Origin of the sequence: Acinetobacter sp. YH16031 (genome assembly GCF_013417335.1) — a bacterium.
GTDB lineage: Bacteria > Pseudomonadota > Gammaproteobacteria > Pseudomonadales > Moraxellaceae > Acinetobacter.
Genome location: NZ_VPED01000001.1, coordinates 101311 through 122670, shown reverse-complemented (window position 1 = coordinate 122670; position 21360 = coordinate 101311). Strand labels below are relative to the sequence as shown.

The following is a 21360-nucleotide window of genomic DNA, read 5'->3' as shown; positions in this document are numbered from 1 at the left end:
GTATTTTAATAAAATTTTTCTCTATACCCATTGCATCATGTTTCAAGTTGAATTAAGTTTATTCAGAAGTTTTGTGTACATGAGTGTGTACATATTTGATGTTACTTTTTCTGATTTAAAATTTTGTACACAGGTGTGAAATGCCACTTACGGACACATGGCTTAAAAAGAATTTAGGTAAGACTAGGGATGAGCAACATGTCGAACCTGATAGAGATGGCTTGAGTGTACGTGTGTCACCTAAAGGTAAGATCACTTTTCAAATGCGCTTCAGATACGAGGGTAAGCAAGCTCGCCTAGACTTGGGTTCTTACCCCAATTTGACTTTATTACAAGCTAGGCAAGAGTTGCAAAAAATGAAAGGTGTCCTAGAGGCAGGACATGATCCAAGAGTATATAAAAAGTTAGAAGTTCATAAAGTGACGAACGCACTAACTTTTAAGGAGCTCTATTTAGAATGGCATGAAAAATACTGCATGCCGAATAAGAAAAATGCACAACAACAATTGCGGTCTTTTGAGTTGTATGTGTTTCCTAAATATGGATATCTGCCAGCAGATCAAATTACACTACATATGTGGTTAGAGTTACTAGAAGACCATTTTGAAAAATCTGCATCAATTACTGATCGACTGCTAACAAATACAAAACAGTGCTTAGATTGGGGCGTAAATCGTAGGCTGATTGAGAATAACCCGATACGTCATATAACTGGAAAACGTGATCTCAACATTAAAAAGAATAAAGTGGATCGAATTCTTGAAGATGACGAAGTGGCACTAATTTGGAAAATTTGCGATGAGTCTAGAATGGCGTTGAAAAATGCGCTGTTTATTAAAATCTGTCTCTTCTATGCTAATAGATATAGTGAGTTGAGGATGGCAAAAAAATCGGATTTCGATTTTGAACGCAAAATTTGGACTGTACCACCTGAAAACCATAAGACAGGTAAGTATACGAAGCGACCTCTTCTTAGACCGATATTGCCTGAAATTGAGCCTTTTATTCAGCAGGCTATGGAGCTGAATAGTTCCATCTATATGTTCGTGAATAATGGGACTAAAGAGATGTATGGGCAAAATGGTCCAGGTAAGCTACCGTATAATGTCATGCAATATGCAAGAAGACATTATGGTGTTGAGATGAAACATTGGTCTATGCATGATTTAAGACGTACAGCTCGTACTCATTTTAGTCGTTTTACATCGCGTGATATTGCAGAGTTAATGATTGGTCATACCATGCCAGGAGAGCAAGGGACATATGACTACCATGATTATCAGAAAGAGATGGGAATCGCTTATAAACAATGGTGGGATAAATTGGAAAGCCTAACTAGTTAGGCTTTCATTATTTCTAAAAAATTTAGCTTCCCATGTTTCTATTTGCTCTCGGTCCCAAAGACTTGTAGACCCCTTTACTGCTTTTATGGGTTGCGGGAATGGCTCCGCAAACATTTTTTGGTTTGGCTGTTGCCATCTCCATAATGTAGCGGCTGCTTTGATATTGAATTTTTCACGTATCTGTTTGGAAGTGAGGTATGACATCTTTAACCACCATCAACCATTGTTTTTGCACGTTTGGTGTATGTCGGTGTCTATGTAGGGTTGATTAATTCGTAGGGCCTTTGAAAGGAACTCTGAAAAATCAGCTAGGTTGATAAGGTAAGGAGCTTTTTGGCTATCATCAATTCTATAGCATGGGAATGGGAAATCCATGTTTCTAGCCTTTTCAAGCAATTTAGCTTTACTTAAATGAGGATAATACATGGCTCCTACTTGCTCGAGAGTAGGAGTGATTGTTTTAAATTGCATGAATAAATAATCTGATAAATTCATTTGTACTTTGTTCATTTGGTCACTCTTTTAAAAGTTAATTCTTGAATCTTTAGTCATACAACTAAGGTACAGCTAAAAAAATTCACCGAAATAATTGTAAAAAAGATGAAATGACGAATAATGAGGAAATAAGGGTAACTTTTTTCTTCATAGCTAGCTCAATGCCAAAACTAACAGACATTCAAATCAACACTATTAAACTATTAGATTATTTATACTTCTACGATATTGTTTCGCTAGAAACCTTTTCTGATGAGAAGTCGGATTTTTATAAAAGGTTGAATGATTCTTTTCATCTAATTTTAGCTACAAGAAAATATAGAGGGCTGAGAGCTGAGCACTACAAGCATTTACTATTGATGGGGCTAGACTTAAATATTACCTATTATAGTAAATCGGATAAGATGCAAGATAATGATGTTAGCAATTTTATCTCTGCTTTTAATGATGAGATACGTTTAGAAGTCGATAGGGCGGGTTTTCCTATTGATGAATTTGCCCAAGATTTGCAGAACATATTGGATAGACAACCTATATATCCGTTGAGCGGAAATGAACGCTATAAAATAGTTAGTCAGTTTTTAAGCTATGAATATGACAATATTGCCATTGGAGTACTTGGAAAATTAATTGATATGGGGATCTTAAAGGTCTCAAAGTATAGTAAAGCCTATCAGGTGATATCTCAGGAATTATTAGATAAGTTATTTTTTAGAGCTATGCTATTTCTTGAATTAGAAATTTTTAAAAATAAGCTGTTGGCATCAAATTTAAAAATGTCGCAGATTGTAGATTTGAATAATTTAAGTGACCATGAAAAAGTCATTGCAGTAATTAAGTCTAAGGCTAAGTTGGAAGCTTTGGAAAAAGTAGATTATCAGCGCATCTATACTATTGATCTAAATAAAAAAAATGATTTGTCTGGGTATCTTAATAATGTGGAGGCAAGGTTAGGGCATAATCCGATCTTTAAGCCCAACCTTGCATCTTGGGTTAGCTTGCTAGGAGCATGGCATCTGATGCTGGTCAAAAAGAACAACATAAATAAACCATTATACCGTGAGACCCCTATACACATCTTAGATGCTGAACCTACCTGCTCTGAGATAGCAAAAAAAGAAATGGAAGAGTATGGTTTTTCTATTTCGGAAAGAACCTTATTTGATCAACATAATAGTATTTTTGATTTTTATCAGCTTATTAGCATTACAGTGAATGACATGGTAGATGAGGGCTTCTATGGAGTATTAGAACCAGTACTTACTAAATATTTCTTTTATGATCCGAATATTGGGGATAAGTTTAAAAGTGCTTTAAGTAAAGTGAATATGAGCTTAAATCAATAAAATTTTATGATACCTATTTTCATTAGGTCTGCACGCACAAACCCAATCTTAGTTATACAATGGACTAGATTGGGTGTGACTGGTGGAGAGATTATTTTTACAAATATAGGTTTTCTCCATCGACTGAACAGCATTCTTTGGCATAGGTTTCATTGATGAGTCTTTCGATCATTTGCTCTTCTGACATACCATTCTTGAAAGCTAATGTAAGCAACGCTTCTCTAGCTCTTTTGGTTAATGCGTAATAGTTAGGTTTTTTCACCTTTTTCTCCTCACGGTGCTTTTTTTGATACCACGCATTAGATAATTTTTTTCTTAGAGCATAGTGAATATTTTCATCTTCATAATAGATAATATCAAATATTGAGTTAATTAAAGTCTCATATTCAGATACATGTGATGCATCTCTTCTGTATCTTCTAAATTCTGAGTTTTCATTAATATACTTTTTAGCCCATACAAAAAAATCAGAGCATGGTGATTTAAAATGACTGTTGAATTTTGTGTATATTTTGTCAAATCGAAAATATATATTTTCAATTGATCTAGAATTTTCATAATAAAAAGGGATTGTATAAGCCAGATAAAGGAGCTGGAAGTATAGATTTTTTATATCTAAAATTAAGCGATCTCCTTCTTTTTCATTCAAGACTTTGCATGCAAATTGTAAGAATCTTTGATTATCTTTAATTTTATTAAAGTCAAAAGAATGTATTGTGATTCTAGATTGAAAATCCTTTAAATCACGTAAAAAATAATAGATATCATCATCACTACTATTATTCATTTCATCAATTATAAATTTACTTATGTTCCTGAGTTTATCTAGGCTGTTCAGTTTTGCTATATCTTTTTCTATAGCAGCGTTGCTCTCCCGTATTCTGCGATTGTTATCAATATTTGGGCGATGATAGACAAACAGTGCCCAGATAAGATCTTCATCTCTAAGTTGTGTCAGGAATGATTTAAGATTGTCTAGTTCAGAATTGCGCATTTTGTATCCTGTTTTTAAAAAGCTTACGTCATACTTTAGGTAATAAAAACAATACTTTCTACTAAGTTTTTCACTCTATTTCCCCTTGTTTTGCACTATATTTTTAAAAGCTTTCTACTAGGGGGTAAGGGTGTTATAAATAAAAAATGTTTAGGCAATATAAGTTTTTAATTTAATTTTTTTATAACTAAAATTAGGTGCTAAAACGATATAGTCTAAAATTAATTTTATTCCTTAATTCTAGCTTTTAATGAGGGGTAGGGTATTAAAAAATCTTTGTGAAATACGGGAAAATTGTATTTGAGGTTTTATATTTTATTTTAATTTACTGATAATTTGGTTTGTTTTAAGCTTTGGTTATTAATCTAATCATTTATTAGTTAATACTTTGTTAAGAAGTAAAACGTATATATATACTGAATTCCCTATCTCTTATGTAACTATCACACACATAGGTTCAAACATGAGAGCTTCAATTAATCATGCACAACTTACACTTGATATTGAGAACTTCTTAAAATGTCTAAAAAGAAGAAGTAGGGAATGGGATGAATTCTATTCACAGCTTACTAATCTGTTATTAGGCTTTGATGATATTTATGATCCTGATGAGGAATACACAGGTTATCTTAAATTCTTTGTAATTCTGAGATATGACTTACAGAGAATAGATTCCGATTATTTTGATCTTATGGATGAGCTAAAGATAATTGGGTATAGAGAGATGAGAGCGTGGTTTTTAGATTTATCTGAGGATTTTGAAAAAGATTATAAGACGATCGAAAAACAGAAAGATGAAAATAAAATTGAAGTGCAGGAATATTGTGAGTCAATAATTGGTAAATATAGCCGAATATTAGTTGCTCGGGTGGACTTGGGTTATTTACAAGAACATTCTAGTCGCATCAGAGTTGAAGATATTTATAATGATTTGGATATACTGCTTAATCGTATTCAAAATAAAGATGGCATATTTAAACATGTGGTCGGGTATATATGGGGAGTGGAGCAAGGCGGTAAAAGTAAAGGTTTTCACTGTCACTTAGCAATCATTTATGATAATGCCTATCGTGATGGAAGCGCAGTTTATTGGGGGAATGAAATTATTGAGCTATGGAGGGATATTACTAGAGGTTATGGTCAAGGCTATAATTGCTGGAACCGTGAACGTATAGCGAAACTTCGAAGAGAGAATAAGCTGGGGATCGGTGTGATTTATCGTCGTGATTCAACCCAAGTGACAAATTTCATTGAGGCAATGCAATACATTGCGGATCATCACAAACGTACTCTTCAATACTTACGTGTAAAGCCAAAAGGACGAAGAGTATTTGGTAAAGGTCAGTTAAGAGCGCAGTATGATAGACGCTAAATGAAGATAATCTCAGATATACATTATCTAGGTGAAAACGAGGTTTTAAATACTTTGCAAGGCTTGCCAATCGGTGAGCCTTTGTCATTTCTAGAGGTATATATTATGAGTTTAAATTGTCCTTATTGTTTTTCGGATCAGGTTATTCAAGTGGTTAATCAGCAGGTGAGTGGGTCTGATTCTACAGGTCTAGCCGCATCTGCATCGTTCGCAACTATCGGTGCAACCATTTCAAAGGGTTTACCTTTGCCTGTATCACCACTGCTTGGCGGGCTTGCAGGTGCAGTCATTGGTGGCCTATTCAGTAGTGTGTTTGATGAGCCTAAAAAGCCGATCACGCTGACCTATTATCACTGCAATCACTGTCAGCAGAATTTTCGTTGAATTAGCATAGGAGATAAGAACGATGGCACATCAAATCGAACAAATCGCCTATGTTGGCGAAACCCCTTGGCATGGTCTCGGTAATCAGCTGAGTCCGAATCAACCACTGGAAGTCTGGGCACAGCAAGCTGGAATGGATTGGCGGATTGAATCCTCGAATGTCAGCTATATGGCACAGAATGAACGTGGCCAAAGCATCATCATGCCATTTGAAGAGCAGCGTGTCTTGTATCGTTCAGATACCCATGCACCTTTATCTGTGGTCAGTCAGCGTTATCAGGAAGTTCAGCCTAAAGAGATTCTGGAGTTTTATCGGGATCTGACTGAACAATCAGGCTTTGAGCTAGAAACTGCGGGGGTGCTGAAAGGTGGGAAGAAGTTCTGGGCTTTGGCACGTACTGGGCAAAGCACTGCATTAAAGTCTAAGGATGTCAGTAATGGTTATATCTTGCTGGCTACTGCGTGTGACGGCACGTTGGCAACGACGGCACAATTCACAAGTATCCGGGTGGTCTGTAACAACACGTTAGCCATTGCTCTACGTGGGCAGAGCAGTAGTGCTGGTGTAGTGAAAGTTCCACATAGCACCAAGTTTGATGCAGAGAAAGTGAAACAGCAATTGGGTATTTCAGTTCGTGCATGGGATGAGCACATGTATGAAATGAAACAGCTCACACAGCGTAAGGTGAGTCAGCAGGAAGCTAAAGCCTACTTTGATGCGGTGTTCAACAACAGCACCATGTCAGTTTCCGATCCTGAAGAAAACATCATTCAGTTCTATCGCAATGTCGCGCAGCAAGCTCAGGAGAAAAAGCCTGAACCTAATGGTCGCGCCATGAATAAAGCTTTGGAGATGTTTAATGGTCAAGGTCGTGGTGCTGACCTGTCATCAGCTAAAGATACGGCTTATGGTTTACTTTGTTCGATCACAGAATTTGTGGATCATGAACGACGTGCCATGAGTACCGATCATCGTCTTGATTCAGCTTGGTTCGGTGCAGGTGCTGGTCTTAAACAAAGAGGATTGGAGCAAGCACTTGCTTTAATCGCCTGAAATTAACCGATTCACTTATGTTGAAATCAAGTCACCCCAAACAAATGCTAGTCATAGCACTCATGTAACCCCTATCAATTAAAACAGCAAATAAATCGCCATACCCGACCTCGTGTCGGGTATGGCTTTTTTATGCATTTCTTTTACAGAGATCAGAATTAATAAGGATAATTCCATGAATCAAATTGTACCTATTTCCCATCAGCCTACGACTGTAGGATCTAAGATCGTAGTCAATCCAACCATTACTACCAAACGCTCAACAGCAGCCAAGCGACTGGTCAACACCAAAGGGATGGAATATCAGGACTGGCTCGAAGTTCGTAAACAAGGTATCGGTAGCAGTGATGCCGCGACTGCCTGTGGTCTCAATCCCTATATGTCGATGCTGGAACTCTGGCTAATCAAAACTGGACGACAGGCTCAATCCATAGAAGATGAAAGCTCAGGTGTAGCACCGCTGTATTGGGGTAAGCAGCTGGAACCTTTGGTGGCAGAGTTCTATAGCATGCACACCCATAACAAGGTGCGACGGATCAATGCAGTACTTCAGCATCCTGATCCCGATAAATACTTTATGCTAGCCAATCTGGATTACAGCGTGGTCGGCAGTGATGAAGTCCAAATTTTGGAATGCAAAACAGCAGGTGAGCATGGAGCAAAATTGTGGCGTGATGGTGTGCCTTTATACGTGCTGTGTCAGGTACAACATCAACTGGCGGTGACTGGTAAACAGGCAGCGCATGTTTGTGTCTTGATCTGTGGGCATGAAACCAAGATCTTCAAAGTGACACGATCAGAATCCGTGATTGAACATATTGTTCAAGCAGAACGATATTTCTGGGAATGCGTGGAAAAGGATACACCACCATCCGTGGATGCAAGTGAATCCGCAGCTAAAGCGATTCAACAACTTTATCCAGCGCATGTACCTTTAACCGTAGAGGATCTGTCTCAGAATCCAAATGCCAATTTGATGTTCGACCAGCTCATCAAAATGAAGGAAGAGATTCAGCATCAACAGGAACGCTTTGACCAAATTAAACATGAAATTCAGATGATGATGCAAGACAAGGAAAGGGCTGTCTTTACTCATGGCTCAGTAGTCTGGAAGAAAGCCAAGGATTCTATCAGTCTCAATACCAAGGCATTGCTTCAGCACCAGCCTGAACTCATAGAGCTTTATCCACTTCAAAAGCAAGGCAGTCGTCGATTTAACATCTATACCGACTAAGCCCTATCTACAGCACCAAATCAAAAATTCACAAAAATCGCTCCCCGCTCTCTACCCTTCGGTAGAGAGCAAATCGGTCGCGATCTCTGTAGCACTTTATCTGGCTCTACATTCTTTGGGTAACTTATTTGGTCCTTGTTCTGACCTACATACATAGACCCAAATTCGTAAGGTAATACATTAAGGAATATCAACATGATTAAAGGTTTAGCAATTACCCCTCCAATCTTGGGGCGGATCAGTATCGGTCGTATGGTTGAAAAGAATGGTAAGCGATTGCCTGAAAAGGATGATCAATTCACCATTACTTCCCAGATCCAAAGCAAAGAAGGCTGGGTTAAACATCCATTAGATGATCAGCTTCGAGCCAATACGCCTAATCAAAAGCTACGCTCAATCCCGGTCAGAATGATCTTTAATGATCCTGATTTAAACCTACGTGCAGAATATACCTTATTTGACCGACAGACCGGACGGCCAGTGTGCGTCGGTAATGGAGAAACCTGCCAGCGTTTAACTAATCAAGGCGTAGAGCAACATCCCTGTCTATCCCCTGATTTATGTCCATTGGCCCAAGGCGGGAACTGCAAGCCCTATGGGCGTTTGCATGTGAACTTAGATGAATCTGATGAATTTGGAACTTTTATCTTTAGAACCACGGGTTTTAACAGTATTCGGACTTTGGTTGCACGGCTGAGTTATTACCATGCTGCATCAAATGGTTTGTTGTCATGTTTGCCATTGCAACTGACATTACGAGGTAAAAGCACAACGCAGAGTTATCGTCAGCCCGTGTATTACGTGGATTTAACTTTAAGAGATGGGATCAGTTTAAATGAAGCGATTATTCAGGCGAAGCAGATTGATGAGCAGAGTAAGCAGGCAGGGTTTTATCAGGAGGCTCTAGACTTTACCGCAAGGAAGGGTTTTGGGAATGGAAGGATGGACGTAGACATGGAGGAAGGTTTGGATGTAATTGAGGAGTTTTATCAGCCTGTTGAAGGCCAGCAGATTGAGGAAACGCAGACTCAATTTAATATTCAGCAGGGATTGAAAGGATCAGTGACGGCTTTAAATTAAATCGTACAGGGTAAAACCTTACGGGATTGCCGTATCTCATGAGCGATTTGCTCGAAATCATGAGATAGGAGTAGACATCATGAATGCCTTTGTAGGTCAGACTTTTCAGATGAACCAATTTATTAGCATCAAACAAGTCGTAAATTTTGTTGGTGTGGGGCGTTCCACTATCTATGAAATGATGGATGAGAACTCACCTTATTACGATTCTTCATTCCCAAAGAAAGTTAAAATTACTCAAAATTGTATCGGCTGGTCAGCGTATGAGATCCATCAATGGATTGAAAGTAAGTTGGCGAGTCGAGAATAGAAAGGGAGCAAAAGCTCCCTTATTTTTTTGTTTTCTTGTAGACTAAAAATGTCTTTTAGCCTAAGTGTCTGAATAAAAAAAATGGACTATTACAATAAGGTTGCAGAGTGGGCGTATGCTTAGGCAAGATAAAATGGGTATTCTTTTTTTAAATCAGAAATGAAAACATAATTTTTAAAGATTTAAACGTCTACTGTTGTTTACTCTAGATTTTGAAATTTGGCTGTCATAAAGAAGTTTTGATCATTTTTAAAAAAAGTTTTAATAAAACTATTCAGGAGCGTATTGAAAAAGCATTAGCTCGTTTCACTGCTATAAACGGTGATCGTGCGAAGTTCCATGAAGACTACTAAAAAATCATTACGCAAATGAATGAAAACATTTCTGATGTGACGATTCAAAAGGTTTTTGAAGAGCAGATGACAATGAGGACTTAACTGCCTGTTGTATCATCTGACATCGGTGAGATGACTTCATCACTTTTTTGTCATCGCTTCATGGATAATCTCTGCCTTTAATCATTCTTCCGGATACATCTTTTTCAATCTAGTATTTTCTGCTTCTAATTCTTTTAGCCGTGCTATCAATGATGTATCCATACCGCCATATTTGGCGCACCATTTATAAAAAGTGGCATTACCCATGCTGTGTTTATGGAAAGGGAGGGGGCTACGAGTGTGCCAGACTCCGCCTGTTTCAGAATCAACATGATCTGGCTGTCAGTAAATTTCGATGTTCTCATGCAAAATCTCCTGCCTATATTTTGAGAGAAAATTCTTCTTTTAGATCCTTTTATTTTTAGAGGGGATTACCTTAGAGCTTTGTGTTATAAGAAACTCGACTTATGAAGAGAATTATAAATATTTTTGTTTACAAATAAATCATCTTGATGTTTTAATTATTGATCTAATAAAAGTTTTCTATTTTAGTGTGATTGTTTGGAATTATAAATATGTCAGATAAAGAGTTTGAAAAAGCAAAAGTTGAAGCTAAGGCTAAAGCAAGAAAAGTACATGATGCAGCTAAAACTATTGCAATGGAAGGTAAACCAATTAATAGAGATTGGTTAGATGACGGAAATTATGAAAATACTAATGAAGCTACGAAAACATGGGAAAAATGCACCATACACTTAAAAGCTAAAGATGCTAGAAGTTATTCAGAATGGGTTACTATAACATTAGATGATGGCACAGTTCTTCTGAAAACTTATTATTATATCAGTGATTATAGTGGTGATTTTGATGTATCTACTTTCCGTACTGGGGCATGGGTTGATCGTTTAATCACTTATGCTGAGAAAGATGTTGCAGCAGACAAGGAAAGACGTAAGCAAGCAGAGTTACAAGAAAAATTAAAACCATTTTCGGAAATTGATTTCTAGTTTCAATATATGAGGTGTTAGGAGAGGCAGCGAATTTACTGCTTCTTTTCGTATGATGTTTTGTATAAAAAATTAATTAATTTATTGATAAATAACTGTTTAAGAGAGGGGAGTTATGCCTTTACCTTTACTTTTAATTGGAGCTGCAGCTGCTGCAGTAGGTGTTGGTGCAAAAAAAGCTTATGATGGTCATCAAGACAAAAGTCTTGCAGATGATATTATTGAACGCTCAAAAAATATGTATAAAAAGCATAAGGAAGCTCTTGAAGAGGTAAATAATAAAACCAGTCAATCATTAGAAAGCTTAGGCGAGTTAGAGCTCAAAATAGGTTCAGATTTTGATAAATTTGATCGTTTAGTAGAAGAAATTTTAAAAAATAATAATTTTCAAAAATATAGTGACACAAAAATTCAAATTCCCCAGCATAAATTAAATCAAATAAAAGAAGTAGCTATTACAGCAACTGACTATTTGAAAACTGTTGTTGGTGGTGGTATTTCGGGAGCAGCAGCAGGATTTGCTGTATACGGTGGCGTTATGGCTCTTGGAGCCGCATCTACAGGGACATCTATAGCATCTTTATCTGGTGTTGCTGCATATAATGCTACTATGGCGGCTATAGGTGGTGGTTCATTGGCTGCTGGCGGTTGGGGAATGGCTGGTGGTGCTATGGTACTAGGAGGTGCTGTTGTTGCTCCTGTGTTAGCTGTAGCTGGTATTGCTTATGCGATTCATGGTTCTAAAGCGCTAGATAAAGCAAGAGATATCCGTTACGAAGTTGACCAAGCTGTTACAAAAATGGAGATTGCACAAGAGCAATTATTGCGAGTCCAATCTTATGCGGACCGAATTTATAATGAATTAACTAAAATATATAGCGTCTTCAATTTGTATTTTGAAAAGCTAAAAGAGATTAATCAAATACTAAAAGAGGGTAATCAGGAAAAAATACATAGCATTTCGGAAGAAACGATTACATGCATTGAAAATGGTACAAGTTTAGCTGCAATTATGGCAAAAATGATTTCTACGCCGCTATTCAAAGTAAAACAAGATAATAAAGGTAAGCCTATTTTAGATAAAGATGGTAATGCAGAAATTCTTGTAGACGAGCATGGTATGCAAGTACTTGATCATCAAGGTCTTGAGAAAGTTTTAAAAGAAACCCAAGAAGATTTTAAGCGTTCATAACATAATTTTAAAGTATGAAGAACTCCTCCTGTGTTGACAGGAGGAGTTCTTATATTAGGAACAGATATGGCATCAAAAACATTTGATTGGTCAGATGAAATTAACCAAGTTGTCACCAAAAGTTTAGTGACCACCTTTGGTCTTGATTTTTTATTATTTGAAGATAAAAAAGGTGGAGATGTCAATACGATTCAAAATGTCAGACAAGACATATGGGCAACAGAAGCAGAAAAGATAAAGTATGAAAGTCGTGAAAAATATGATTCGGCTGCTTATCATCAACATCATAATTATATTCAGAAAGGGCGGAATGATAAACTAGCGCAAGAAAATGGGACTCTGAAAGATAAATATCGTAAAGATAAAAACCTATCAAAAGGCCAAAACCGTGATTTGGATCATGTTATATCGGCGCATGAGATTCATAATGATGCTGGAAGAATGCTAGCTGGACTGGATGGAATAGCATTAGCTAATCAAGACTCAAATTTATCTTCAACGGCTAGCAGTATAAATAGAACTAAAAAACAACATTCGGTTGATAAATTTTTAAATAATTTACCCGAAACAATTAATAATCGTGAAATTGAATTAAGTAAGTTAAATCAGAAGCTTCATGGAATGCCACAATCTACACCTCAAGAACGGCATGAGTTTCAGCTAGTTCAAGATAAAATTAGAAAAAAACAGCAATCATTGGATGAGCTTAAACAAGTTGATAGTGAATCCATGAAAAAAGTTGATGAAAAGGCAAGAGCTGAAACTGAGAAGCAGATAAATAGTTATTATCAAAGTACTAAGTTTTTTAAGGCAAGCTTATCATCAGCAGGGATTGCTGGTTTAAACATGGGTTTAAGGGAGACGTTAGGACTTATACTTGCTGAAATTTGGTTTGAATTAAAAGCGGTAATTCCTTCTATATACGTGAAGTATAAAACAGTTGAATTTAGAATTAAAAACTTTTTAGGTGATTTAAAAGATACGGTTTTAAATATTATTGAACGTGTAAAACAGCGGTTTAAGGATGTAGTTTCTGGTTTTCGGGATGCAACAATTTCAGGTGTTTTTGCAAGTCTTTCTACAACGGTATTAAATATTTTTCTTACAACAACAAAGTTTTGGGGGAAAATTATAAGAGAGACTTGGTTAAATTTGATCAAAGTCATGAAGATGGCATTCTTTAATCCAGAGAACTTATCGACTGGTGAATTAACTAAAGCCACTTTTAAAATTCTTTCAGCAAGTATTGGCATAATCGTAGGTATGCTTATGCATGAAGGTTTAGCTGCTCTTAACTCAATGCCTTTAGGAAATTTAGTGGTTGACTTCGCTAGCGCTTTGGCAAGTGGTATTGTAATTCTGGCTTTAAATTATTTCATTGAGCAAAGTGAAATAATGCAAAAATTCTGGTCATATTTAGATCAGGTAAAAACAAAATATGAAAAAATACTAGATAACTTTAGAGAGATCAATAAAGAGTTAGATCAATATATTCTACAATTGACGCAATTAGAATTTGGCTTAAATATTGATGAGATTTCTGTATTTACAGAACAACTAAAAAGTGCTAATTCTGAATTAGAGCGCAATATAGTTCTAAAGAAAGAAATAGAAAAGCAAGAAATTAAATTACCATTTGAAATGGGAAATTCAGAAAGTACTCGAAGCTGGTTATTAGGGTTGGCTAAAAATTGATTAATTTTCCATGCACTCAGTGCGGAGCCTGTTGCAGGCATGTTAATTTATCAAACCAAACTGCTTTTTTAGATCGTGGTGACGGCATTTGCCGTCACCACGATCTAACCTCTCATTTATGTACAATCTATGAAAATCGTCCAGAAGTATGTCGAGTTGATACCTATTATGAGCAACACTTTAAACAAAAAATTTCTTGGGAACAATTTGTAAATCTTAATTTGATCGCTTGTAAGCAGTTGGATCAGCTAGAGTGATTGATCGATTATATACTTTAAAAAAACCTATAAAAATTTGATAAAGTTTAAAATATTATAGTACAGCATTGGAAACTAATTGGACAAATGCCTCAGTTTTCCAATATGCCATCCACTGATCAAGAGCTTCATAATAAGTCAATCGATTTTCAACTATGATGATACAAAGTGAATAACCAGCTTTTAATAATTCAAGATTCATCAATAGACGTGATGTGCAACTATTGCCATCAATAAATGGATGGATTCTGACAAAATCAGCATGTACTTTGGCTACACGTTCAATTGGATGCAGCTTATGTGCTTCATTATTACAAGTCATTGCTTATCTTGATCTCCAATGGAGTCCCGAATAGATTGCTTCTCATATTTCAGTCAGTCTGCATTTCCTATATAGGTTTATACAGCAGGATAACCGTATTCGGACTTTGGCAGCTCGACTGAGCTACTACCATGCAGCGTCTAATGGTTTGTTATCTTGCCTCCCATTGCAGTTGATATTGCGGGGCAAGAGTACGCACAGAGTTATCGTCAACCAGTGTACTACGTGGATTTAACTTTAAGAGATGGGATCAGTTTAAATGAAGCGATTATTCAGGCAAAGCAAATTGATGAGCAGAGTAAGCAGGTGGGGTTTTATCAGGAGGCGGTGGATTTTACGGCCAGGCAAGGTTTTGCCAATACTAAGTTTGAAATCCAGAGTGAGGAGGGTATGGATGTGCTAGAGGAGTTTTATACTGAAGATGAACCTGAGCAAATCCAGCCTGAACCGAAAACTAACGCAAAGCCCAAACTCAATCAGAGAGAGGGTTTTGTACAGGGTATTCAGCAGGGTTTAAAGCAATCCGTACAGTCACTGAACTAGGTTTGCATAGACTGTGTATGAATAGCATTTTATCGCTATGCAATATGGGAGCCTCGGCTTCCTTATTTTTTTGCTTATTTAGCAATCACGATACAGACTTCAAAAATCGAGATTAGCAAATTTAACTCATTATAGAAATCTTTGATATTGTTTGAATACATTGTTCTTGATAAGACATCTATGTATTATTTTGACAATTTACACCCTGTACTTGTTAAGTATGAGCAATCAGCATGAGTGAACAAATAATGACAGTCAAGGATGTCGCATCGTATCTAAAACTCAACGAGCGTACAGTTTATCGTATGGCCACTTCTGCAAAAATCCCAGCTTTCAAGGTTGGAACCTCTTGGAGGTTTAAGCGAGAAGATTTAGAAAAATGGATTGAAGAACAGAAAAATAATAAACTGCAGTAAGGGGCTCAGATGTGTTAATCGATAACAAAACAAGTGGCTACGTTGGTAATGAACTCAAAAAGCGTATCTTTGATGGCTCGAAGTTGTCTGTCTTATCGAGTCTATTTACTCTATACGGTTTTTCAACGCTTAAACAAGAACTTAAACAAATTCATTCTGCACGAATTTTGCTGACCAATTGGAATATACCTACGTTACAGACACTGATTGGCACAGATGCAGAAGTGCGATTATTGAATCAGTTACAACAAAAGCGTATAGCGATTGAATTTTCACAGTGGTTGAGCAGCAAGGTCGATGTGAAAGCCAGCCTAATAAATCAGCCCGGTCAGAACCTTATTCATCTCGATTCTATTGATCAAAGTTTTGCTATCCACGGCACTGCCACTTTTTCCCCTATTGGTCTGGGAGAAGTACGTTCAGATACTTTGCAAATGAATATTGGGCTTTCAGACACAGAAAGCACTAAGCAGTTGCTCTCATGGTTTGATAGTGTTTGGAATGAGGCACATAGTGCACGTGAGATTAAAAATGAACTGATCGCCAAACTAGATTACATTGCAGCGGATCAACCTGCTAGCTTTATCTATTTCCTGACGCTTTTTCATATCTTTAAAGACTTCCTTGAAGATATCGATGAAGAAAACATTATTCGCAGTAAAACAGGTTTTAAAGATACTCTAGTATGGAATAAACTTTATAAATTTCAGAAGGATGGTGTTCTTGGAGCAATTGATAAACTTGAAAAACATAATGGCTGTATCATTGCAGATAGCGTAGGCTTGGGTAAAACCTTCGAAGCCTTGGCTGTGATTAAGTATTATGAGCTCCGAAATGATCGTGTTCTGGTGTTATGCCCTAAAAAACTCCGTGATAACTGGACCATGTACACGGTCAATGACAAGAGAAACCTGCTTGCGCCAGATCGGTTTAACTATGATGTACTCAACCATACAGATTTAACTCGCCCTAAAGGTTATTCAGGCGAAATTAACCTGGAAACCCTTAATTGGGGTAACTACGATCTTCTTGTGATCGATGAATCGCATAATTTTCGTAATACCCCCAGTAAGGCAAAAGGAAAAAGTCGTTATGAGCGATTGATGAATGACATCATTCGTTCTGGTGTTAAAACTAAAGTACTTATGTTATCGGCTACACCAGTAAATAACCGCATGAATGATCTAAAAAATCAGGTCGCATTTATCACTGAAGGTCGTGATGATGCTTTTATTGATCATGGGATTAAGAATATTGATTCTACTTTGCGACTTGCTCAAATGCAGTTTAATCAATGGGTGAAGGAGCCAGCAGCAAACCGTACGACTGCATCTTTGCTGGATATCATGAGCTTTGACTACTTCAAGCTTCTTGATATTGTTACTATTGCTCGTTCGCGTAAACACATTGAAAAATATTACGGTACAGCGGATATCGGTAGTTTCCCGACACGATTACCTCCCAAAAATATATATGCTGATATCGATGCTTCTGGTGAGTTTCCACCACTCAAAGAAGTGAATAAAACTATCCGGAGATTATCTCTTGCAGGTTACTCACCACTTAAGTTTGTGCGTGATGCCAAAAAAGCAGAATATGCTCGTCGTTATGACCAAGCAGTTGGTGGAGGTAAAGGAGTTTTCAAACAAGTAGACCGTGAAGAAAGCTTGATTCACCTTATGCGTGTAAACTTGCTTAAACGGATGGAGAGTTCTATTCATTCTTTTACGCTTACAGTGACTAAATTACTGCAGCAGGTAAATCATCTTCTTGCAAAAATCGATGCTCATGAATCCGAAGAGGTGGAAGCACTAAGTATTGAAGATATTCAAGACTTTGAGTTGGAATCCACTGAGTTGGAAGCCTTCATGATTGGTAACAAAACCAAGGTGCTGCTACAGGATATGGATTTGATTCGTTTCCGTCAGGAACTTGAAGTTGACCAGATATTCCTGACGAGTATTGCCGAAACTGCGAAAAATGTTTCAGCCACGAGAGATGCCAAGCTTGAGTTGCTCAAAAGAACCATTCGTAACAAAATCCAAAACCCGCTGAACCTAGGTAATAGAAAAGTTATCGTATTCACTGCGTTTGCCGATACAGCACAGTATCTTTATGGCAACCTTGCACAGTGGGCACAAGAAGAACTGGATATTCACAGTGCACTAGTTACCGGCGGCGGAACGAATAAAACTACGATTACTGGATTTGGGTCTGATCTCAATAGCATACTCACTGCTTTTTCTCCTGTATCCAAAGAGCGACATAAAATTGATCCTGAAGCGACGACTGAATTGGATTTGCTGATTGCCACTGACTGTATTAGTGAAGGTCAAAACCTTCAGGATTGCGATACCTTGATTAACTACGATATTCATTGGAACCCAGTGCGCATTATCCAGCGCTTTGGTCGGGTTGATCGGTTGGGTAGTAAGAACACTCAGATCCAGTTGATTAACTTCTGGCCTAATATGGAGCTAGATGAATACATCAACCTAGAGGCAAGGGTCTCCGGGCGAATGGTGTTGTTGGATATCTCTGCCACTGGCGAAGAGAACGTCATCGATGAAAGTGCCAAAGAGATGAATGACCTGGAGTACCGTCGCAAACAACTCCAGCAATTGAAAGATGCAGTAGTTGATCTGGAAGATATGAGTGGTGGTATTTCGATTACCGACTTGACGCTAAATGACTTCCGTATGGATCTGTCTGGTTATATGGGGAAAGCGGATAACCTTGCTCTATTGGAGCAGGCTCCATTTGGTCTGTATTCAGCCGTTAGCATTGATGCTGATCTTGCCAGAGATGGTATTAAACCAGGTGTAATCTTTTGCTTAAAGAATATCCGCAATGGTAAAGAAGCCATTCAGGTCGATGAAAACTACCCATTGGCACCGTACTTTTTGGTGTATGTGGTAGATGATGCTGTCGTTGAGCTCAACTTTACCCAAAGTAAGAAAATACTAGATTTGCTCAAACGTCAGGCATTTACTCATAACATGCTTGACCAGTCAGCTATTGCAGTGGTGAATAGTCACACCCGTCAGGGAAGAGATATGGCTCATTATCAACACTTGCTTGCAACTGCAGTTGATAGTATTGCTGGTAAGAGCGAAGAGAAAGGCATTGAAAGCCTATTCACCAAAGGTGGAACGGTACTTACTGCAACTTCTAGTCAAGGCATTGAAGATTTTATCGTGGTGTCCTATTTAATTTTGACAGAAGCAGAAAAAGTCGTTGGAGTATCAGGTGGGGGTTCAAATGGCTGAGTTAAATATCGCGCTACCCCACTTTGAGGCATTTTTGAACACACTTGGTGTGCCGGACAGTTGCTTACTTAACAAGCCATTGTACAAAAAAATGTTTCTTGAACATACCGAGCTTGGTGCCAAAGACAAAAAAGCCTTGAAAGATAATGTGGAGAAAATCCGCTGGTTATATACGTTAAAGCCAAGCACGATCCATATAGCGCCTTACAGCGATGAGCTGCGTGACTATAGCGAATTGGCAGTGTTGCATGTTGAGATCAATGAAACAAAGCATGCTGAACGAATTGCTCATTTTATCAATCGTGCCATTCCTTACCCGTTGATCATTTTCTTTACCGCAAATCAAGAAGGCAAAGAACATCTTGCCTTGTGCTTGGCAGATAAAAGATTAAATAAAGCCGATAAAGAAAAGTGGGTGATAGAAGAACAGCTTTTAGCCCCATGGCTGGTACTGGATGAGAGTACTGAGGTAAATCAGGCTTTCTTAAACAGCTTGCAGCTAGCTACGTTACCATTTTCGAACTTTTGGCAAGTTTATCAGGCCTTGAGCCATCGAGTAATTTCTCTTAAATGTGCCGAAATAACAGGTAGATATCACCTGGCACAAGATGCCGATAAAAGTCAGCAACAGCGTGAAAATCTGCAACAGTATCAACAGATACAGTTAGAGATTAAAAAATTATGTGGACAGATCAAGCAAGCAGCGTTTAATCAGCAGGTTGAACTAAATACTCAAATTAAAAAACATGAACAAGCACTCAAACAACTCACTGAATGCTTGTAATCACAGAGGTTGAATCGTGGAAAAAGTTATTCCAGAAATGGACAGTAAAACAATGGATATCGTGGCTGAAAATGTGAACAAGCTTAAAGAGCTGTTCCCAGAGGCTTTCACTGAAGGCAAGGTGGATTTCGAAGCATTAAAAGCAGTGCTTGGTGAATATGTAGATGGGCGTGAAGAACGTTATAGCTTTACCTGGAATGGTAAAAGCAAAGCCCGGATGATTGCTCAAACACCGAGTACTGGAACCTTACGTCCTTGTAAAGATGAGTCAATAGATTGGGACACTACCCAAAACCTCTTTATTGAAGGCGATAACCTTGAAGTGCTTAAGCTCTTACAAAAAAGTTATCACAAAAAAGTGAAGATGATCTATATCGATCCGCCCTATAACACCGGTAAGGACTTTGTTTATAAAGATAACTTTAAAGATAATATCAGGAATTATAAAGAAATCACCGGACAGTTGGATGAAGAAGGTCGTAACCTTTTAAACAACCCGGAAACCAGTGGCCGTTATCATACTGACTGGCTGAATATGATGTATCCACGATTAAAGTTGGCTAGAAATCTGTTAAAAGATGACGGGGTGATTTTTATCAGTATTGATGATGGTGAAGTATCTAATCTGCGAAAAATGTGTGATGAGATTTTTGGGGAAGAAAATTTTTTATGCAATATTATCTGGCAAAAAAAATATTCACCACAAAATGACGCAAAATATTTCTCCGATAGTCATGAGCATATTTTGCTTTTCGCAAAAAATATTGAGAAATATCAGGTTGGCTTATTGCCTAGAACAGAGGAAGCGAATGCTCGTTATAAAAATCCAGATAATGATCCTAGAGGACCCTGGAAATCTAGTGACTTAACACGCCAAGAATATCGTCCTAATGACGATTACGTTATTACTAATCCAATGAACAAGAAGGAATTTCGCCCTCCTTCTGGAAATAGTTGGGGAAGACCAAAAGAAAAAGTAGAAGAAATGATTCAGAATAATGAAATTTGGTTTGGACCAAATGGTGAATCGGTTCCGTCAATTAAGCGATTCCTTTCTGAAGTTAAACAAGGGATTACTCCGCAAACTATATGGATGCGTGAGGATGTTGGTGATACTCAAGAAGGAAAGAAAATCATAAAAAATATCTTTGGTAACGCAAGTATTTTTGAAACCCCAAAACCTCCTAGATTAATAATCCGAGCTCTTGTTACGTCAGGTGCTGATGCTAATGATCTGATCTTAGATTTCTTTTCAGGGTCGGCTTCAACAGCACACGCTATAATGCAGTCAAATGTGGCTAATAAAAAATCGAATAGATTCATGATAGTGCAGTTACCAGAAGTTACTGATGAAAAATCAGAGGCTTTCAAGTCTGGCTACAAAACCATCGCTGAAATCGGCAAAGAGCGCATTCGACGTACTGCTACCAAAATTAAAGAAGAGAACCCTAACTATAAAGGCGACCTTGGTTTTAAAGTGTTTAAACTTGACTCCACTAACATCAAGCCGTGGGATGCTGACTTTGATACGCTTGATGAGACATTCCTTGAAAAAATGATCGGTAATATCAAGCCTGATCGTACTGAAAGAGATGTTCTGTATGAGGTATTGCTTAAGTATGGTCTAGACCTGACACTTCCGATCACTGAACATAGTATTATTGAGCACAAGGTCTTTGATATTGGTATGGGTGCACTGATTATCTGTTTATCGGATGATATTTCCCTTGAAGTAGTCGAAGGCATTGCCAAATTGAAGGAAAAACTTAATCCGGAAATTATGCGCGTGGTATTTAAAGACTCCGGTTTTGCCAATGATGTTGTTAAAACCAATGCTGTTCAGATTTTGAAGCAGGCTGGCATCGAAGATGTAAGGAGCCTGTAAC

The 21360-nt window shown here is 37.6% G+C and carries 18 protein-coding genes and 3 pseudogenes; 17 read left to right on the top strand and 4 right to left on the bottom strand.

The genetic code is table 11. From position 1 onward, the window contains the following. The first annotated feature begins 140 nt into the window (after positions 1-140). Entirely contained in the window at positions 141-1343 is a 1203-nt protein-coding gene (locus FTV31_RS00580; protein WP_178868015.1) for a site-specific integrase, read from the top strand. A 216-nt stretch (positions 1344-1559) separates the two neighbouring features. Here the strand turns inward: FTV31_RS00580 and FTV31_RS00575 are convergent, their stop codons facing one another. Next, on the bottom strand, positions 1560-1853 hold the full coding sequence (locus tag FTV31_RS00575) for a pyocin activator PrtN family protein (protein WP_032008304.1): 294 nt from the start codon (positions 1851-1853) through the stop codon (positions 1560-1562). 146 nt (positions 1854-1999) lie between these two features. Here FTV31_RS00575 and FTV31_RS00570 point away from each other — a divergent pair, with 146 nt between their 5' ends. After that, a complete protein-coding gene (locus tag FTV31_RS00570; RefSeq protein ID WP_180012653.1) occupies positions 2000-3184 on the top strand; it encodes a hypothetical protein in 1185 nt (394 codons plus the stop codon). Between the two features lie 97 nt (positions 3185-3281). Here FTV31_RS00570 and FTV31_RS00565 read toward each other — a convergent pair whose 3' ends face one another. Beyond that, a complete protein-coding gene (locus FTV31_RS00565; RefSeq protein ID WP_180012652.1) occupies positions 3282-4178 on the bottom strand; it encodes a hypothetical protein in 897 nt (298 codons plus the stop codon). A gap of 463 nt (positions 4179-4641) precedes the next feature. On the opposite strand from FTV31_RS00565, the gene FTV31_RS00560 reads away from it, so the two are divergent. From FTV31_RS00560 to FTV31_RS00535, 6 genes are all read left to right on the top strand, one after another. Continuing rightward, positions 4642-5550: an inovirus-type Gp2 protein gene (locus FTV31_RS00560; protein ID WP_180012651.1), complete on the top strand. Its 909-nt coding sequence runs from the start codon at positions 4642-4644 to the stop codon at positions 5548-5550. Positions 5551-5655: 105 nt separating this feature from the next. After that, positions 5656-5934 (top strand): hypothetical protein, encoded by a 279-nt coding sequence (locus tag FTV31_RS00555; protein WP_131273872.1) that lies wholly within the window; start codon positions 5656-5658, stop codon positions 5932-5934. Between the two features lie 22 nt (positions 5935-5956). Beyond that, on the top strand, positions 5957-6988 hold the full coding sequence (locus tag FTV31_RS00550; RefSeq protein WP_078388752.1) for a DUF932 domain-containing protein: 1032 nt from the start codon (positions 5957-5959) through the stop codon (positions 6986-6988). Positions 6989-7163: 175 nt separating this feature from the next. After that, a complete protein-coding gene (locus tag FTV31_RS00545) occupies positions 7164-8222 on the top strand; it encodes a YqaJ viral recombinase family protein (protein ID WP_078388751.1) in 1059 nt (352 codons plus the stop codon). 195 nt (positions 8223-8417) lie between these two features. Beyond that, a complete protein-coding gene (locus tag FTV31_RS00540) occupies positions 8418-9302 on the top strand; it encodes a hydrolase or metal-binding protein (RefSeq protein ID WP_180012650.1) in 885 nt (294 codons plus the stop codon). Positions 9303-9381: 79 nt separating this feature from the next. Then, entirely contained in the window at positions 9382-9612 is a 231-nt protein-coding gene (locus tag FTV31_RS00535) for an AlpA family transcriptional regulator (protein ID WP_180012649.1), read from the top strand. A 435-nt stretch (positions 9613-10047) separates the two neighbouring features. Here the strand turns inward: FTV31_RS00535 and FTV31_RS00530 are convergent. Continuing rightward, positions 10048-10354, bottom strand: a pseudogene (locus FTV31_RS00530) (transposase); the annotation flags it as partial. Positions 10355-10564: 210 nt separating this feature from the next. Between FTV31_RS00530 and FTV31_RS00525 the strand changes: the two are divergent. The 4 genes from FTV31_RS00525 to FTV31_RS00510 all read left to right on the top strand — a co-directional run bounded on the left by FTV31_RS00525 (position 10565) and on the right by FTV31_RS00510 (position 14140). Beyond that, complete coding sequence (locus tag FTV31_RS00525) at positions 10565-10996, top strand: hypothetical protein (RefSeq protein WP_180012648.1); 432 nt, start codon at positions 10565-10567, stop codon at positions 10994-10996. Between the two features lie 115 nt (positions 10997-11111). Beyond that, entirely contained in the window at positions 11112-12188 is a 1077-nt protein-coding gene (locus FTV31_RS00520; RefSeq protein ID WP_180012647.1) for a chemotaxis protein, read from the top strand. Positions 12189-12254: 66 nt separating this feature from the next. Then, a complete protein-coding gene (locus FTV31_RS00515; RefSeq protein ID WP_180012646.1) occupies positions 12255-13883 on the top strand; it encodes a DNA repair protein in 1629 nt (542 codons plus the stop codon). Next, positions 13880-14140, top strand: coding sequence for a YkgJ family cysteine cluster protein (locus FTV31_RS00510; protein WP_180012645.1), 261 nt, complete (start codon positions 13880-13882; stop codon positions 14138-14140). Before FTV31_RS00515 ends, FTV31_RS00510 begins: the two co-directional genes overlap by 4 nt. Positions 14141-14195: 55 nt before the next feature. Here FTV31_RS00510 and FTV31_RS00505 read toward each other — a convergent pair. Further along, positions 14196-14453: pseudogene (locus tag FTV31_RS00505) on the bottom strand (Fic family protein); the annotation flags it as partial. A 100-nt stretch (positions 14454-14553) separates the two neighbouring features. Here FTV31_RS00505 and FTV31_RS00500 point away from each other — a divergent pair. The 5 genes and pseudogenes from FTV31_RS00500 to FTV31_RS00480 form a co-directional block, all read left to right on the top strand. Beyond that, positions 14554-15005 (top strand): annotated as a pseudogene (locus tag FTV31_RS00500) (hydrolase or metal-binding protein); the annotation flags it as partial. Positions 15006-15238: 233 nt separating this feature from the next. Next, the gene (locus tag FTV31_RS00495; protein WP_178868215.1) at positions 15239-15421 is read left to right on the top strand and encodes a helix-turn-helix domain-containing protein; all 183 of its coding nucleotides are present in this window, start codon (positions 15239-15241) and stop codon (positions 15419-15421) included. Positions 15422-15432: 11 nt separating this feature from the next. Beyond that, on the top strand, positions 15433-18690 hold the full coding sequence (locus FTV31_RS00490) for a helicase-related protein (protein ID WP_180012644.1): 3258 nt from the start codon (positions 15433-15435) through the stop codon (positions 18688-18690). Next, entirely contained in the window at positions 18683-19474 is a 792-nt protein-coding gene (locus FTV31_RS00485; protein ID WP_180012643.1) for a DUF4391 domain-containing protein, read from the top strand. The genes FTV31_RS00490 and FTV31_RS00485 overlap by 8 nt, the downstream gene beginning before the upstream one ends. 16 nt (positions 19475-19490) lie before the next feature. Continuing rightward, positions 19491-21359, top strand: a complete 1869-nt coding sequence (locus FTV31_RS00480; RefSeq protein WP_373686970.1) for a site-specific DNA-methyltransferase — start codon at positions 19491-19493, stop codon at positions 21357-21359. The last annotated feature ends 1 nt before the right edge of the window (position 21360 follow it).